We start from the raw sequence: 15271 nt of genomic DNA on the forward strand, positions 1-15271 counted from the left end.
GATAATTGCTTTTATTTAAGGTCGTGGTTTTTCCTTTACGCGACACAGATATCAAGGCATCATCAGCCACTAGGCTTGCAACGCGCGAAATGCTCTTAGCATTTGCTGCAGCCGCCATCGCCGCACCGTAATTATCGATATCACGCTGGGCGATCTCAGCGTTTGCCAGCGTTGGGACGGTTAACGAAGTCGCGATGACTAACCCTAACCATAGTTTTGACCTTACCTGCTTTCGGATTTTATCAATCGGTTGAAAATTTAACGTGATAGTCATGAGATTTTCCTTCAATTGGTAACACCAATTGTTTGACCCTAAAAGAAATAATTTGTTACAACTAAGCATAGCATAACCATTAACTTTATTGTTACGTCATTGTTAATAATCAAGCATAAAATAGTGAATAATTCCGATAAAAATTTTTGACCTTATTATCCAAAACTATCCAAAATCGCTGGATTTTCTACTCACCGTTCATCTTCCTAGCGCTGAATTATTTCAGCAAACAAGGGTTAATCATTTATTAATTTGGCTAAATCGGTTATCATTACAGGTTGTTTTTATCACCATTTTATGACTAAATCTCAATTGAAGGGTATTTTAACTATGCTACTTACCGCTATTTTAGCATTTATCCAATCTGCCCATGCGGAAGGTGCGGCGGCAGCGCCTACTGGAACGGGTGCTTCCACCATCATGCAAATGCTATTGCCATTGGCTTTTTTTGCTATTTTTTACTTCATTATTATCCGACCACAAAGCCGTCGTAACAAAGAGCATCGTCAAATGATTGATGCCATTAAAGAAGGCAATGAAGTGGTATTTGCCGGTGGCTTGATGGGAAAAATCAAAAAGCTTCAAGGTGAATATGCGGTTGTTGCATTAAATACTACCCAAGAGGTGATGGTGCAACGTGCCTCAATCATTTCGGTATTGCCTGTGGGTACCATTGATAGTCTTAAATAATTGCCGATGCAGCTCACCTGTCAGGTTGGCGACCTAGCATTCTGTTAAGTTGCCAACTGGCTATTATGATATTGTACTGCCTTGTTGATCGCGGTTAATAGCCCTAGTAGAACAACTAGTTACCTAAAAAAATCAAGTTTAAGAAGTCAAGATTATGCACTACCCTGCTTGGAAATACTTTTTAATCGGCATTGTGCTGCTACTGAGCACCCTGTATGCCCTACCAAACCTTTATCCAGACAAGCCCGCCGTTCAGATCACGGGGGCTTCCGCTAGTACCACATTGACCAATGATGTGTTAAAACAAGCGGAAACCATCCTAAATGCCGCCAATATCCCAACCAAAAACAACAGTTTTGATGGTAAATCAGCTTTGTTAAAAATTGGTGATGAGTCGACTGAAACGCAGCTTAAAGCGCAACAAGTGCTAAAAGAAAAGCTTGGCGACAATTACGTTGTGGCACTGAACTTGGCACAAACCACGCCAGCATGGCTACGTAATATTGGCGGCAATCCTATTAAATTAGGCTTGGACTTGCGGGGTGGTGTACGGTTTGTACTAGAAGTCGATATGAGCAAAACCGTCTCTCAGCGTTTGGAAAACCTAACCCGAGATATTCGTACAGAGCTACGCAACCAAAAAATTGCCGTGACCAATTTACAAGCAGGGCAAAATAATCTGACGTTAAACTTTGTCGATAATGCCGCGCGTGATCAAGCCATGAATGTGTTACGTAGTCGCTTTGGGACAAATTACGAATTACAACCGCTAATCAATGCGGGGGGTCCAGCGATTAACATGACCTTGACCCAGTCAACGATTTCACAAATCTCTCAAGATGCGGTCACCCAAAACTTGACGACTTTACGAAACCGTATTAATGAGCTAGGCGTGGCTGAAGCCGTGGTGCAATCCCAAGGTGCCAACCGTATTGTGGTGGAATTACCCGGGGTACAAGATACCGCAGAAGCCAAACGGGTCATTGGTCGTACTGCCAATCTAGAATTTCGTATGGTGTCTGACCAAAACAATACTTTCCAAGCCAATCCATCTGGGGTATTGCCTGCAGGCACTGAAGCCTATTCATTTGGTGAAGTCGATAGCCCACAAAAAACCTTATTGGAACGTCAAGCTGTGGTCACCGGTCGAAACGTACAGGATGCCCAAGCAGGGATGGATCAAAATGGTCGCCCCCAAGTGAATATCACGCTGGATAACGCGGGTGGTCGTTTGATGCAAAACACCACAGCAAAATCAGTGGGCAAACAAATGGCGGTGCTGTTTATTGAAAATAAGCAGCGTGTCACCTTCCAGCCAGACCCAGTGACGGGTCAAAATAAAGAAGTAAGAACACCTTACGCAGAAAGCCATATTATCAATCAAGCGACCATTCAAGGCGTCTTTGGCTCAACTTTCCAAATCACGGGCTTAGATAGTAATGCAGAAGCCTCAGAGCTGGCTTTGTTACTTCGTGCAGGTGCGCTAGCGGCGCCCATGTATTTTGTTGAAGAACGTACTATTGGTCCATCATTGGGGCAAGATAACATCCAAAAAGGTATGTTCTCTACCCAAGTCGGCTACTTACTCGTGTTCTTATTTATGATTATCTTTTATCGTTTATTCGGCTTAATTGCCAATATCGCGCTGATTTTTAACTTAATGATGATTTTAGCCATCATGTCATTGATTGGTTCTGCCCTGACATTGCCGGGTATCGCAGGTATCGTGTTAACCATCGGGATGGCGGTGGATGCCAACGTGCTGATATTTGAACGCATCCGCGAAGAGCTTGCCAACGGCGCCAGACCAAAATCTGCGATTGTGGCAGGTTTTAACCGCGCATTTACCAGTATTTTTGATGCACAGCTGACTACCTTGATTGTCGCATTTATTTTATTTGCGATTGGTACAGGTCCGATTAAAGGTTTTGCTGTCACCTTAGCCATTGGTATTGCCAGCTCTATCTTCACCTCAGTGACCGTCACGCGTGCACTGGTACAGTTAGCTTATGGCTACCGCAAAACTGTCAAACGCCTAAGTATTGGTTAAGGAGCGAATAAATAATGAATGATGACAAGTTAGAGGATCTAGACGGTTTAGACGGCTCAGAACCCATCAACCCCGAGCAAAAACTCTCAGAGCTCGGCGTACGTCGTAGTGATGAAATAGCATCAAATAAACAGCACCGCAAAACGCCGCGCCGTAATGGTAAAGGGGTGAATAAAAATTTGGTCAAGCAACCTGCCAACTCCTCCGATACAACAACCCAAAACGCTGAGGTGGCTGTGGCTAACGCTACCAGCGCTGAATTTTCGGCAGAGGATTTTGGCGGTGAAAAATTCTTTGCCGGTCGGCGTATCATTAATTTTTTGAAAGTATCTAAACCTTTTGCCATATTATCTGCCATCTTAACGATTCTGGCTTTGGTCGCTATTTTAACCAAAGGTTTAAATCTAGGCTTGGACTTTACTGGCGGTGTGTCAGCCACGGTTGTTTATGAGCAACCCGTGCAACAAGCCCAAGTTCAGTCAGCCTTAACGAGCCATAAAATCAATGACAGTGTGGTGCAATATTTGGGCAGTAACAAAGAAATTCTGGTACGCCTGCCCCCGCAAAAACAAATCGAAGGGTTATCAAACTCTCTCGATACTGCGTTAGATTTACCCAATAACAATGCTACCATCAAGAACATTGACGTGGTTGGCAGTCAAGTAGGTAATGAGATTTATATCAGCTCCTTGGGGGCAACGGCACTGGCATTACTGTGTATGTTTATTTATGTGATGGTGCGTTTCCAAGCCAAATTAGCCTTAGGCGCGGTGTTGGCGTTATTTCATGATAGTATTATCACCGTGGGTATTTTCGCATTTTTCGGATGGCCGTTTGATTTGACCGTGCTTGCCGCGGTGTTATCACTGATTGGTTACTCGATTAACGATACTATCGTCGTATTTGACCGTATCCGTGAGAATTTCCGCCGTGTCCGTGGTGCTAGCCCAACGCAAATTGTCAATTTATCGCTCACTGAAACGCTACGTCGTACTATTATGACCATTTCAACGGTGTTGCTAGTGGTAGTCGCGATGCTGCTGCTTGGCGGCGAAAGCTTACATTGGTTCTCTGTAGCATTGCTCATTGGCTTGATTTTAGGTACTTTCTCATCGGTGTATATCGCCAGTGCGATTCCACTGTGGCTCGGTATGTCGCGTAAAGACTTTATTGTCGAAGTCAAACCAGAATTTGTTGAGGACGAAGTGGTTTTTGAAGACCGCAATGCGCCTATCAATGCGCCTATCTACGACAACAAAGTAGTAGATAATCAATAAATGATTTGAGCGGCAAAAATACCCTACTTGCTAGGGTATTTTTATGGCTAAAATCTAAACAAGAATAGCAATGATGACAAATGAATTAATGAAAAATGGGTTATGGCAACAGGCGTTTAAAGTAAGCTTTCCTGTAGCAATGGGCTATATCCCTGCAGGGATTGCCTTTGGCGTGTTGTTTGTGGCAGCAAAACTGCCTATATGGGCGGCGATTTTATCTAGTGTGGTGTTATACGCGGGTGCGGCGCAATATGCTTCTATTACGCTGTTAGCGGGCGGGGTTGGAATCTCAACCATCGCCAGCAATACCTTAGCGATAAATTTGCGCCATGCTTTTTATGCCATTCCTTTGTTAAAACAATTACCAACCAATCCTATCAGTCGATTTTATTGCTTGTTTGCGTTAACCGATGAAACTTTTTCCCTATTAACCACCCTTCATGAAAATGAACGCCAAAGACTCATACTACCTGTGAGTTTGCTCAATCAGTGTTATTGGGTTATCGGTACCATATTAGGCATTTTGCTGGGTGCAGGACTCAATGATTGGGTGCCCCATTTGGATTTTGCATTAGTGTGCTTATTTGCTATTTTAGCCTACGAGCAGTTTAAAGCGGTCAAGGCTTACTATCCCATATTCATCGCCATCATTGCGTTCACAGCGGCGTTTTATTTTATATCCGATTGGCTTTTACTATCAGCGATTTGCGTGAGTTTGGGACTCATTATCATCCACTTTTTTATGAGCAATAAATCTGCTCATGAGCAAGCTCTCTGATAGTTCAAACTACCTGACAGCTCAACCGCCAAAAAATTTATCCATTAATCGTTAGAATATTATGAACACACCACCTGATAACTTTTATTTAATCGCCGCTACTTTTGCCATGGCGTTGGTGACTTTTCTCACCCGCTTAACCCCGATAATTTTGCCAAAGCGATTATTGGATGCGCCCTTGTTGCTCGCGGTGAATAAAGCATTGCCATTATCCGTGATGACGCTGTTGATTTTAACTTCATTGCATTGGCAGCAGCCTAAGCCTATGAGTATGAGTCTGGGCTTATCGCCATTACTTGTGGCAGAGATATTGGCGCTTTTAGTGGTGTTGCTCAGCTATCATTGGAAAAAGCAATTACTGCTAAGTATGCTGGTGGGGATTGCTAGCCTTAATGGGTTTTTATGGGGATTAAATCTGATAGGTTTTCAATAGCCATAAAAAAAGCCCAACTTGGGCTTTTTTTATGAAGGATAACTTATACCTCGGTTTGCACCCCGACGATATCCACAGGTGTATCAGCCACGTCTTGTATCCCAGATTTTTTCTGTTTGGCTTTATCACTGCGTTTACGCTGTAATTCATCCAAATAGTCTTCATCAATACCACCAGCGATGTATTTGCCATCAAATACCGAACAGTCAAATTTTTTGGCATCGCTGTGTTTGTCTTGTACCGCTTCAATCAAATCATCCAAATCTTGGAATATCAAACGATCCGCGCCGATGATTTTACAAACGTCTTCCACACTATGACCTGAGGCAATCAGCTCATTGCGCGCTGGCATGTCAATACCATACACATTGGGATATTTGACGGGTGGCGCCGCACTGGCAAAATACACATTATTGGCGCCTGCATCACGTGCCATTTGGATAATCTCGTGGCAAGTCGTGCCACGTACAATTGAATCGTCGACCAACAATACGTTTTTATTTCTAAATTCAAAAGGCACTGCGCTTAATTTTTGACGCACCGATTTTTTGCGTTGCTGTTGACCTGGCATAATAAAGGTGCGACCGATATAGCGGTTTTTCATAAAACCTTCACGGTATTTCACGCCTAGATGCTGGGCAAGCTCCATCGCAGAAGTACGTGAGGTATCGGGAATAGGAATAACCACATCAATCCCATGATCCTCGCCCCATTCTTTGATGATTTTCTGCGCCAAAGTCTCGCCCATACGCATACGGGCTTTATAAACAGAAATATTATCAATAATCGAATCTGGGCGGGCAAAATAGACATATTCAAAAATGCAAGGTCTAAACTCTTTGGCTTCGACACATTGGCGACTAAAAAAGTTATTGTTTTCATCAATAAAAATCGCTTCACCGGGCTTCACATCTCGAACGATATCAAAACCCAATGCAGTTAACGCAACTGACTCAGAGGCCACCACATATTCAAAACCGCCATTTTCCGCTAATCGTTGACCAAAAATCAGCGGACGAATGCCATTGGGGTCACGAAATGCCAAAATGCCATAGCCCGTAATCATGGCGACCACCGCATACGCACCTTCGATACGTTTGTAGACGGATGTCATCGCTTCAAAAATATCATCGGGACTTGGATGCTGGATACCGAGTTTTTGCATCTCATGCGCTAGCACATTGAGCAAGACTTCTGAATCAGAATCGGTATTAATATGGCGCATATCTTCCATAAACAGTTCTTTGGCAATCTCTTCGGCGTTGGTCAAATTACCATTATGCGCCAAGGTAATACCATACGGCGAATTGACATAAAAAGGCTGAGCTTCCGCACTGCTAGACGTACCAGCTGTTGGGTAACGTACATGCCCGATGCCTTGATTACCGACAAGACGCATCATATGACGTGTCATGAACACATCGCGCACCATGCCATTTTCTTTACGCAAAAACAGACGTCCATCTTGACATGTCACAATACCCGCGGCATCTTGCCCGCGATGCTGCAGCATAGTCAGCGCATCGTATAGCATTTGATTAACCGGACTGTGAGCGGCTATACCGACAACTCCACACATATTTTACCCCTTTGATTTTTCACGGATGGCTATGAGACCTGATGAAAAGAGACCTGATGAAAATTGAATGAAACTAGCTTTTTTGCCGTCTGACAATTACAACACTTTAGCCGTCAGTCAAACTTACCAATACTATTGACCCATTTGCCCCACTATTGACCCATTTTATCGGCAGCGGTTTTACCGAGCGTGATAGCAAGCTGTTGGGTGATTTGTGTCGCAAAAGGTGCCAGTGGCAGTAGCGCATTGGCAAACTTAGACTGCTGCCAAAAGTCACGTTGACTGACAAAAGGCGCCAATAAACTCAGCACCATCAACACAATGACCAAATTTTTGACCAAGCCAAACCCCGCGCCCGCCAATTTATCTAGGATACTCAGTCTAAGCCCCTGCAAGGTTTTACTCATCACCCATAATACGATTTGCAGTCCCACGATGACAAATAAGCCAATTGCCAAGAATGCCGCAATGATACTAAGGCCGGTTGAGCCCGTCAGCGACACAAAAAACGGGGCTAAAGGTTTTGCCAAATAACTGGCGAGCAGCAGCGCCAATAGCCAACCAAACATGCCCACCAGTGAGCGCATCAAGCCATTATTAAACCCCTGCCACAACCCAATAAACAATACAAACAACACTACCATATCTAACAAAGTCATCGGGTCAAGCTCGTATCATGGGATTTACAAATTAGAGGGTGAATGTTGGCTTAGACGATAACCGTCAATGGCTTCAACACAGGTTTGGATGAGCTCTGGCCCTTCATAAATCAAACCACTATAGAGTTGAATCAAATCCGCACCTGCTTCAATCTTTTTAACCGCACGTTGACCATTGTCAATGCCGCCTACGCCAATAAGTGCAACTGAGCTCGGTAAGCGTTCGGCAAACTGCTCAAGAACTTGGGTACTACGGTGACTCAGTGGTCGACCTGATAGCCCGCCTGCTTCTTGACTGGTTTTGTAGTCTTCTACCCCATTGCGGCTTAAGGTGGTATTGGTGGTAATCAGCCCATCAATATCAAAACGCACCAATTCTTTGGCAATATAATCAATTTGATCTTCTTCCAAATCTGGGGCAACTTTCAGTACCAATGGCACATAATACTGATGTTGGCTAGCGAGTTGGCTGTGACGTGATTTGATACCATCAAGCAGCGCCGTGAGCGCATCACCACTTTGCAAGTCACGCAGGTTTTTGGTATTGGGAGAGGAGATATTCACCGTAATATAAGACGCGTAAGGATACACTCGCTCTAGACAATAAATATAGTCATCAAGGGCATTTTCAACAGGCGTGCTGGCATTTTTGCCAATATTAATACCCAAAATGCCTTGATATTTTGCACGCTTGACTTGCTCAATGAGATAATCGACGCCTTTATTGTTAAATCCCATGCGATTGATAATGGCATGGGCTTCTTTGATACGAAATAGACGGGGTTTGTCATTGCCAGGCTGTGGTTTTGGGGTAATCGTACCAATTTCGATGTAGCCAAAACCCAATGCTGCTAACGCATCGATATATTCGCCGTTTTTATCAAGCCCTGCTGCCAAACCAACCGGATTGGTAAAGGTTAACCCCATACATTCGGTTGTTAGTTCTTGCTTACCGTACAAAAACCCGAGCATCCCAAATTTTTGCGATTTTTCGAGTAACGATAACGTGATTTCGTGGGCTTTTTCAGGATCGGTGTTAAATAAGAACGGACGAAGAAAGGCATACATAGTTGAATAAGCACTCACATTGCATGGGTGAATCTAATTGACTCTGCCCTTTATACAAGCAGAACTAACCTATTTAGCTTGAGAGATAGCACCCGTTGACGCGCTGTCTAGACTATCTCGTCAAAATCAGAAAAGCTATTATATCAGTGTTGACGCTAAATAAACACCTGCAATTTTCTTTGCCTTCACTGCTACATTAACTACTATATGAGCTTGACTCGGCTTATAGATTACAGATTTTAGCTTTTAACGTCCTATAATCAAAGACTAAGGCACGGCTCGACCATTTGACAACGCAATCCAACCACGAATAATGCGATACAGATGCCATAAGACTGTGGCGACGATTATCAAGCCGCCTAAAGCACCGACAATAAAGCTGCCACCCATCGCATGATTGCTATCAACGGCAGCGCCAAAAAATAGCCCACCCGTTGCAAAAATCACCATGACAAAACCAATCACCCAAAAAAATATACTGTACCAAAATGTTTTGATTTGCCAATCAAAGTGACTATAAAGCCACGTGTTCCTAGCCTCATCGCGCTTTAAATAATTCATCACAATCGGAATAATCCAAGTCAGTCCCGCGGTAAAATAACTAAACAGCGCCAACGCATAAGTAATGTGGTTATAACTGATTTGGCTTTGGGTCACCGGTAAGTGTTGACTGAGCTGCGTGTATTGCGGTAACGCTGATGGATAACCATTCGCCCCACTACCAAATTGTGGGTTGGCTGGGTCAGGTGTGTGTGAATCTGTTGGTTTTTCTAGGTTCATTATAATTTTCCATCAATGATTATTACTTTTTTTATCGGGTCATACAGTAGAATTTCAATTGATTGTTATGGACTTTAGGGTATTACCCAAATCGGTTCTCGAATGGTAAATGGTTGGTGGTTGCTATCGGCAAACTCGACCGTCCAGCTAACAGGGGATTGTTGCGGTGTCAACGGCTCAAAGGTTGGTACTGGGATGATTTTTATGCGGTTTTTTGCCGAATAAAGTAAATAGTTGCCATCGGGCGAAAAGTTGGCAGGTTCAGCCAATCCTTCATCATTGATAGCGATATTTTTTTTAGTTGCCATATCTGCGAGCCTGCCTTGGCTATTATCGCTGACATAAGTGATCAAACGCCCCGAGGGACTAACCCGAGCGATGGCATTGGTTTTACCAGGCAAGTTTAAAGGCAAAAATTGTTGTTTTGCAAAATAGTACTGATAAAGTTGCGGTTGTAAAAATTTGGCTTTATCCGACGTAAATATAAAGGATTGACCATCTGGCAGCCACACAGGGGCTAAATCAATCGCTGGTTGATGGGTCAGTTGTTGTTTTATATTGCCGCTGCTATCGGTCAAAAAAATCTCTGGATTACCCATTTGGCTATTTGCTAGTAACAATTGGCGCCCATCGGGGGAGATTGCGCCGCTAAAATTATGGGTGCGTTTGGCAGAAACCGCAGAAATCTCAGTAACTTGCAAAGTCGCTCTATCAAGGATAACAACTTTAGGATAACTTTTGCCTGCTTGAACCGTAAAAATCAGGCGATCGCCTAAGCGACTAGCGGATAAGCTCATTATCGTCCCATTGACCTTATACAAAGTCTTTGGGTCGCTGCCATCGATTTGGGTTTCAATCAGCTGCGCTTGGCGATTTTCCCCAAATCCGGTTAAATAAATAAAAATCAACTTACCTGACAGCTGGCGAGCATCCATGTGCGGCAAATTGGTGGGTACAGCCTCTATGACTTTGGGCAGTGAGGTCGAACCTTGCAGGGTGTTGTTGCTAGATAAGGTTGTTGATGGCGAGCGCATGGTCTGACAGCCTGTCATCGCCAAGCTAATTGCCATGACAATTGCCATAACAGCGGCGCACCATAAACGGGGTAAGAGATAAACATGCTTCATGTTATTTGTAGCTTGGTTAAGGTAAAACATTATTGGCGTCTGGATTGAGCCAAAGTGGTCCATAAATCAAGCCATTGGGTACGCCATTTTGGGATGGGCTAATACTGATGGATTTGCCATTCGATACAATGGTAATGACATTTTTATTGGAATAAATATAGTGTTGTCCATTGGGTGAGACACCTGGGGCTTCACTTAACCCAACGTTATTTACAGCGGTTACCGAGCGCGAACCCAGATCCATCACCGCGCCTTGATTGGCGCCCGACAAATAGGACATTTTTTTACCATCATTGCTGATGCGCCCCATACTGCTCAGTCCGCCGCCCGTCAAGCGTTGTTCACTACCGGTTGCCAGATTGTATAGATAAATTTGACCTTTATTACCGCCTTTTTTACCACCGGCTCTATCTGAAGTATAGACAAATGATTGGCCATCAGGCGCCCAACTAGGATAAATAGCCCCCACAGGGTCATTGGTCAAGCGACGAGAATTGCCACCTTGCGCCAAATAAATCTGCGGTATGCCGTTTTCAAAACTGCTACTAAATATCACACGGCCATCTTTACTCACGGACGCGCCATAATTCATGGCTTTAAAATTCGTCAAATTGCTGACTGCCCCGCTGACAATATTGGCAGACATGACCTGCGGATAGCCTAGCGTGTCGGGCTGAACTTGAAAAGTAAAGGTTTGATTGTCAGCAGAGGTATTTAGGGTTTTAATGGTACCGTTAAACTCATAAATCACTTTTGGGTTAAACCCATCCACGTCAGAAATGACCAAACGTGAGACACGGTTTTTGGGCTTGCCTGTTTCAACCACATACGCAATGCGCCCAGAAAAATCGCCTTTGATGCCTGTCAATATCTCATAGATAAGGTCAGCAACCTTATGCCCTGCCATACGCAAACTTTGTGAGTTATTTTTGCTGGTGACGGTTTGCAGACCCTGCATCACCTCGCCTGTCGCCACATTAATCACTTCAAAATTGATTTCAACATTGCCACGGTTGCTGCGCGTATTGCCGACCACCAAATAAGGCACGGCGTTATGCTGCCAGACAGGCAAAGTGACTTCACTACTACTATGAGGTCGCTCTGGCAAATTACTATCCAAAGTAAATTGTCCCAAATTGGTCAAATCATTGGTGACAATCCCTGAGATACTCTCTGCGCCAGCAAATGGTACGATGGCGACTTGCAAGTTAGAGCGTGGTGCCTGCTTGACTAGAGTAAAGTCAACATTATCGGCAGCGTTCGCTAGAGGTGGCATCGCAGTGGTAGCCAAGGCAATGACTGCCGCTTTCAAAAAAGTCTTGTTCATAATTAGCCTGCAACATTTATAATTATTAAAAAAGTGATTTTAAAATAATAGCATTGTTTTGATCGCCAAAAAAGACTGGGCAAGACTAAGCGCTACAACACTATTTAGCTTTACTACTTAGCTTTACTATTTGACTTTACTATTTAGCTCTAAAATTGCCCGTCATGCTTCTTGCGCCATTTGGCGGGGGCGGCAGCGGACTTGATTGGTTGATTGCTTGTTGTAAGCTTGCTTTAAAAGCGGCATCACTGCTGCCGCGAATAGTGATATTACTAATTGTACCATCCGCAGCAATGCTAAATGACGCCGTTAATGAATTGCCATTACTATTGGTTGGTACATTCCAATTTGCATCAATCATCGCCATGACTTGGCTGACATAGCCTGCCGAACTCCCACCCGATGCACCACCACGTCTGTTAGAACCTTGACCGCCAGATGATTGTGATTGCGCTGCACCTGTAGATTGACCATCTTTACCCAAATCCAATGACTTTATATTATTGTCACTTTGCCGCTCGCTATTGGCATTGAGATTTTTATTATAGGCGGCATTGTTCGCGCGTATCTCGTTTTTTACCTCATCAATATTGCTTTCGGCAATTTTATAATCTTGCAGATTTCGCTGCTGGGTTTCGTTGCGCTGGTTTAATTCATCAATCACACTCTGTCTTTCAGCTGCTACTTCCCGGTCTAGCTTTTCAGCAAATAGCGCCTGCTCTTTTTCCCATTGCGCCTGCTTGGCGGCTAACGTATTTTTAACCGTTTCAATTTGATTGGTTGAAGTCGAATTAGGCGTGTTCATTGGCACCGTTGATAGGGTTTGCGAATTTAAAGACGGTGTGGGCGCACCAGCCATCTCGCCGGCCGTGGTTTGGTTTTGCGCAAGCTCGTTTTGTTGGTTGGCTTTGATTTGCCCTTCCATTGCCGACAACTGCTCAGGGGTAATCAACGAAGTTTCCATGGGCGCTGGCGGGGTGTTATGATAAAAGAAAAACAATAACCCAACCACCAACGCATGGGTAATGGCACTGAGCACAATCGCCCATACCGGGTAATCGGGTGTTTTGACGGGTACATAGACTGAGGTCACTTCAGCATACATCGTCTCAGTATTTCCTTATTCTAGCAAAAATGTTCAATCAAAAATTAAAAGGTCATCGTATTAAAAAGCCACTTGATTAAAAGGCTACTTGCTGGCTGGTTTTGGCGGTGCCGTTAACAAGCCAACCTTTTGAATGCCCGCTTGCTGCAAGTTTGCCATTAATTGGATAATATCCCCATATTGGTTATTCTGATCGGCATTAATCATCACATTGACATTGGGCTTACCATCGAACTGGTATTGAGGCTGAGATTGTAAATTATTCAAAGTCGCGATTAGCGCCGCTTCGCTCATTGGCTCATCGGTTTTGTCTTGGGTACTTAAATATAGCTGGCCATCAGATTTTAGTGACACAATCACCGGTAACTGCGTACCTTGCTGCAGTGATTTGGTTTGCGCTTTTGGCAAATCAATATCTACCCCAGTGGTTAGCATGGGCGCGGTCACCATAAATATAACAAGCAGCACCAACATAACGTCAATATAAGGCACCACATTCATACCCGCATTGAGTTTTTGTGGACGGTTACGGCTGTAAGGGTTTGCTTTCATAGTGTCAAGTTGTTCAATAAAATTTATCTAACGTTCATTTAGCATTTAGCGTTTAGCATTTATCTAGCGAGCGAGCGGTGGCATCATGGCAGGTGAATTCAGCCCTGTCGGTAAATTGGTAGCCGTATCCACAGTTTGTCGCAACAACATGCCCGTCATCTCATCACAGAATAGGCTACGACTTTGATAAACTTTATCGTTTTTTGCGGTAAAATGGTTGAAAGCCAGTGCCGCTGGAATCGCAGCAAACAAACCTAGCGCAGTGGCAATCAAGGCTTCGGCAATACCCGGGGCAACCGCAGCCAGTGTGGCTTGCGCAGAAGTCGATAAGCCCATAAAAGCCGTCATAATCCCCCAGACCGTGCCAAGCAGACCGATATAAGGCGATACCGAGGCAATACTGGCTAGTAACGGCAATCCTTGCTCAAGCTCAAGTTGTTGACGCCCCAAGCCAACGCGAAGTTTGCGCTCCACGCCTTCAATGACGTCGCTACGGGCTTGGGTGTTTTTGAGCAGTTTTAAAAACTCACTAAAGCCAATAAAAAAGATTTGCTCAAGTCCACTTCTATCAGGATTGCCTTGGACGCCTTTGTATAGGGTTGGCAATTCAACCCCGGACCAAAAGGTTTGCTCAAAATAATTATCGGCACGCGTGGCAATTGCCAAACGACTGCTTAAACGAAAAATAGTGACCCAACACAACAAAGAAGCAAATAATAAGATGCCCATGATAATTTTGACAAAAATACTGGCGTGCGTTACCAAACTAACAAGATCAATCGAGCCTTCCATAAAGTTATGCTTCCCCAACCATCCAAATCATTAAATACAAATCACTTAATATAAACCACTAAATATAAACCACTACATATTTTGATGCCAGCTTGTCAACAGCCTGCCAGCCATACCCGATTAAAACCAAAAACTAGTGCAATTATAAGGTCGAGCACTAGAATTAACATAAGCATATTGTAACCAATAACATTGGCTAATCGTATAAAAATTTTGGGGCTTTGCTAGTATTGATAATTGCATGGCTGCTATGACTAAAAGCCAAGGCTAAAAATATACTTATAAAAGTCACGGCTCGGCGATAAACTGCTGTGTTTGGGCATAAGATTGCGCTTCTGATTTGATTAGCGTCAACCATTCATTGGCAATGACAGGATGCGACTGAAAATATGCCATCATCCAATGCGCTAACGGCGTAGGCACGGGCACAAATTGGGTGGAAGGCAAAATGGATTGGGTGCCATTGGTGTCATCACTGTCATACACAAGCTCAACCTGTGGATTTTTTTGAATAATTTCTACCCCGGTAATCTGCCAATTGCTAAAAGCATTATCAATCGCATAGGGCAAAGCTTCTGTTTGAGATAATTTTGATGAGAGGTAGATAGGCTCAAATGTTTTGCGAGTATTCACCCAATGCAAACGCAATGCAATATCAGGTTGTTGGTAAAACACCACCAATTTGCCAGCAAACTTTATTTGCCAAGGATTGACAACTTGGTTGGGATGAATGCCAAGCATTTGCGCAAATTGCTCTCGCGTCAGCAATCGATCAAAGCT

Annotated in this window: 14 protein-coding genes and 2 pseudogenes; 5 read left to right on the forward strand and 11 right to left on the reverse strand. The window is 43.9% G+C overall.

Features of this window, described 5'->3' with window-relative positions:
• A pseudogene (locus RTR63_RS09720) lies at nucleotides 1-274 on the reverse strand (hypothetical protein); the annotation flags it as partial.
• Between the two features lie 345 nt (nucleotides 275-619).
• Between RTR63_RS09720 and yajC the strand changes: the two are divergent.
• The 5 genes from yajC (at nucleotide 620) to RTR63_RS09745 (ending at nucleotide 5502) form a co-directional block, all read left to right on the forward strand.
• Nucleotides 620-964, forward strand: a complete 345-nt coding sequence (yajC, locus tag RTR63_RS09725; protein ID WP_081454568.1) for a preprotein translocase subunit YajC — start codon at nucleotides 620-622, stop codon at nucleotides 962-964.
• A gap of 154 nt (nucleotides 965-1118) precedes the next feature.
• Nucleotides 1119-3014 carry a protein translocase subunit SecD gene (gene secD / locus RTR63_RS09730; RefSeq protein WP_095355461.1) on the forward strand — a complete coding sequence of 632 codons (1896 nt, stop codon included), beginning with the start codon at nucleotides 1119-1121 and terminating at the stop codon, nucleotides 3012-3014.
• Between the two features lie 14 nt (nucleotides 3015-3028).
• Nucleotides 3029-4291, forward strand: a complete 1263-nt coding sequence (gene secF, locus RTR63_RS09735; protein WP_312523976.1) for a protein translocase subunit SecF — start codon at nucleotides 3029-3031, stop codon at nucleotides 4289-4291.
• Between the two features lie 73 nt (nucleotides 4292-4364).
• Nucleotides 4365-5069 (forward strand): AzlC family ABC transporter permease, encoded by a 705-nt coding sequence (locus RTR63_RS09740; RefSeq protein WP_312523978.1) that lies wholly within the window; start codon nucleotides 4365-4367, stop codon nucleotides 5067-5069.
• 61 nt (nucleotides 5070-5130) lie between these two features.
• Nucleotides 5131-5502: an AzlD domain-containing protein gene (locus RTR63_RS09745; protein ID WP_312523980.1), complete on the forward strand. Its 372-nt coding sequence runs from the start codon at nucleotides 5131-5133 to the stop codon at nucleotides 5500-5502.
• Nucleotides 5503-5545: 43 nt separating this feature from the next.
• Here RTR63_RS09745 and purF read toward each other — a convergent pair whose 3' ends face one another.
• From purF to RTR63_RS09795, 10 genes and pseudogenes are all read right to left on the reverse strand, one after another.
• Complete coding sequence (gene purF / locus RTR63_RS09750; protein WP_284034001.1) at nucleotides 5546-7081, reverse strand: amidophosphoribosyltransferase; 1536 nt, start codon at nucleotides 7079-7081, stop codon at nucleotides 5546-5548.
• Between the two features lie 152 nt (nucleotides 7082-7233).
• Nucleotides 7234-7740: a CvpA family protein gene (locus RTR63_RS09755; protein WP_312523983.1), complete on the reverse strand. Its 507-nt coding sequence runs from the start codon at nucleotides 7738-7740 to the stop codon at nucleotides 7234-7236.
• A 24-nt stretch (nucleotides 7741-7764) separates the two neighbouring features.
• Nucleotides 7765-8808 carry a quinone-dependent dihydroorotate dehydrogenase gene (locus tag RTR63_RS09760; protein WP_065252633.1) on the reverse strand — a complete coding sequence of 348 codons (1044 nt, stop codon included), beginning with the start codon at nucleotides 8806-8808 and terminating at the stop codon, nucleotides 7765-7767.
• Nucleotides 8809-9075: 267 nt separating this feature from the next.
• On the reverse strand, nucleotides 9076-9588 hold the full coding sequence (locus tag RTR63_RS09765) for a DUF4870 family protein (protein ID WP_159676253.1): 513 nt from the start codon (nucleotides 9586-9588) through the stop codon (nucleotides 9076-9078).
• A gap of 74 nt (nucleotides 9589-9662) precedes the next feature.
• A complete protein-coding gene (locus RTR63_RS09770; protein WP_312523987.1) occupies nucleotides 9663-10670 on the reverse strand; it encodes a hypothetical protein in 1008 nt (335 codons plus the stop codon).
• Between the two features lie 61 nt (nucleotides 10671-10731).
• Complete coding sequence (locus RTR63_RS09775; RefSeq protein ID WP_312523989.1) at nucleotides 10732-12042, reverse strand: TolB periplasmic receptor; 1311 nt, start codon at nucleotides 12040-12042, stop codon at nucleotides 10732-10734.
• Between the two features lie 139 nt (nucleotides 12043-12181).
• Nucleotides 12182-13147 carry a cell envelope integrity protein TolA gene (gene tolA, locus RTR63_RS09780; protein ID WP_312523991.1) on the reverse strand — a complete coding sequence of 322 codons (966 nt, stop codon included), beginning with the start codon at nucleotides 13145-13147 and terminating at the stop codon, nucleotides 12182-12184.
• Between the two features lie 84 nt (nucleotides 13148-13231).
• Nucleotides 13232-13699 (reverse strand): protein TolR, encoded by a 468-nt coding sequence (tolR, locus tag RTR63_RS09785; protein ID WP_159374657.1) that lies wholly within the window; start codon nucleotides 13697-13699, stop codon nucleotides 13232-13234.
• A gap of 63 nt (nucleotides 13700-13762) precedes the next feature.
• Entirely contained in the window at nucleotides 13763-14491 is a 729-nt protein-coding gene (tolQ, locus tag RTR63_RS09790; protein ID WP_312523994.1) for a protein TolQ, read from the reverse strand.
• A 288-nt stretch (nucleotides 14492-14779) separates the two neighbouring features.
• Nucleotides 14780-15271 (reverse strand): annotated as a pseudogene (locus RTR63_RS09795) (hypothetical protein); the annotation flags it as partial.

The organism is Moraxella sp. CTOTU47724 (assembly GCF_032014955.1).
Classification (GTDB): domain Bacteria; phylum Pseudomonadota; class Gammaproteobacteria; order Pseudomonadales; family Moraxellaceae; genus Faucicola; species Faucicola tetraodonis.

What these genes read in the sequence shown, in the direction of transcription:
- secD (WP_095355461.1), top strand. Translation starts at nt 1,119, where the DNA reads ATGCACTACCCTGCTTGGAAATACTTTTTAATCGGCATTGTGCTGCTA.
- secF (WP_312523976.1), top strand. Translation starts at nt 3,029, where the DNA reads ATGAATGATGACAAGTTAGAGGATCTAGACGGTTTAGACGGCTCAGAA.
- RTR63_RS09740 (WP_312523978.1), top strand. Translation starts at nt 4,365, where the DNA reads ATGACAAATGAATTAATGAAAAATGGGTTATGGCAACAGGCGTTTAAA.
- RTR63_RS09745 (WP_312523980.1), top strand. Translation starts at nt 5,131, where the DNA reads ATGAACACACCACCTGATAACTTTTATTTAATCGCCGCTACTTTTGCC.
- purF (WP_284034001.1), bottom strand. Translation starts at nt 7,081, where the DNA reads ATGTGTGGAGTTGTCGGTATAGCCGCTCACAGTCCGGTTAATCAAATG.
- RTR63_RS09755 (WP_312523983.1), bottom strand. Translation starts at nt 7,740, where the DNA reads ATGACTTTGTTAGATATGGTAGTGTTGTTTGTATTGTTTATTGGGTTG.
- RTR63_RS09760 (WP_065252633.1), bottom strand. Translation starts at nt 8,808, where the DNA reads ATGTATGCCTTTCTTCGTCCGTTCTTATTTAACACCGATCCTGAAAAA.
- RTR63_RS09765 (WP_159676253.1), bottom strand. Translation starts at nt 9,588, where the DNA reads ATGAACCTAGAAAAACCAACAGATTCACACACACCTGACCCAGCCAAC.
- RTR63_RS09770 (WP_312523987.1), bottom strand. Translation starts at nt 10,670, where the DNA reads ATGGCAATTGTCATGGCAATTAGCTTGGCGATGACAGGCTGTCAGACC.
- RTR63_RS09775 (WP_312523989.1), bottom strand. Translation starts at nt 12,042, where the DNA reads ATGAACAAGACTTTTTTGAAAGCGGCAGTCATTGCCTTGGCTACCACT.
- tolA (WP_312523991.1), bottom strand. Translation starts at nt 13,147, where the DNA reads ATGTATGCTGAAGTGACCTCAGTCTATGTACCCGTCAAAACACCCGAT.
- tolR (WP_159374657.1), bottom strand. Translation starts at nt 13,699, where the DNA reads ATGAAAGCAAACCCTTACAGCCGTAACCGTCCACAAAAACTCAATGCG.
- tolQ (WP_312523994.1), bottom strand. Translation starts at nt 14,491, where the DNA reads ATGGAAGGCTCGATTGATCTTGTTAGTTTGGTAACGCACGCCAGTATT.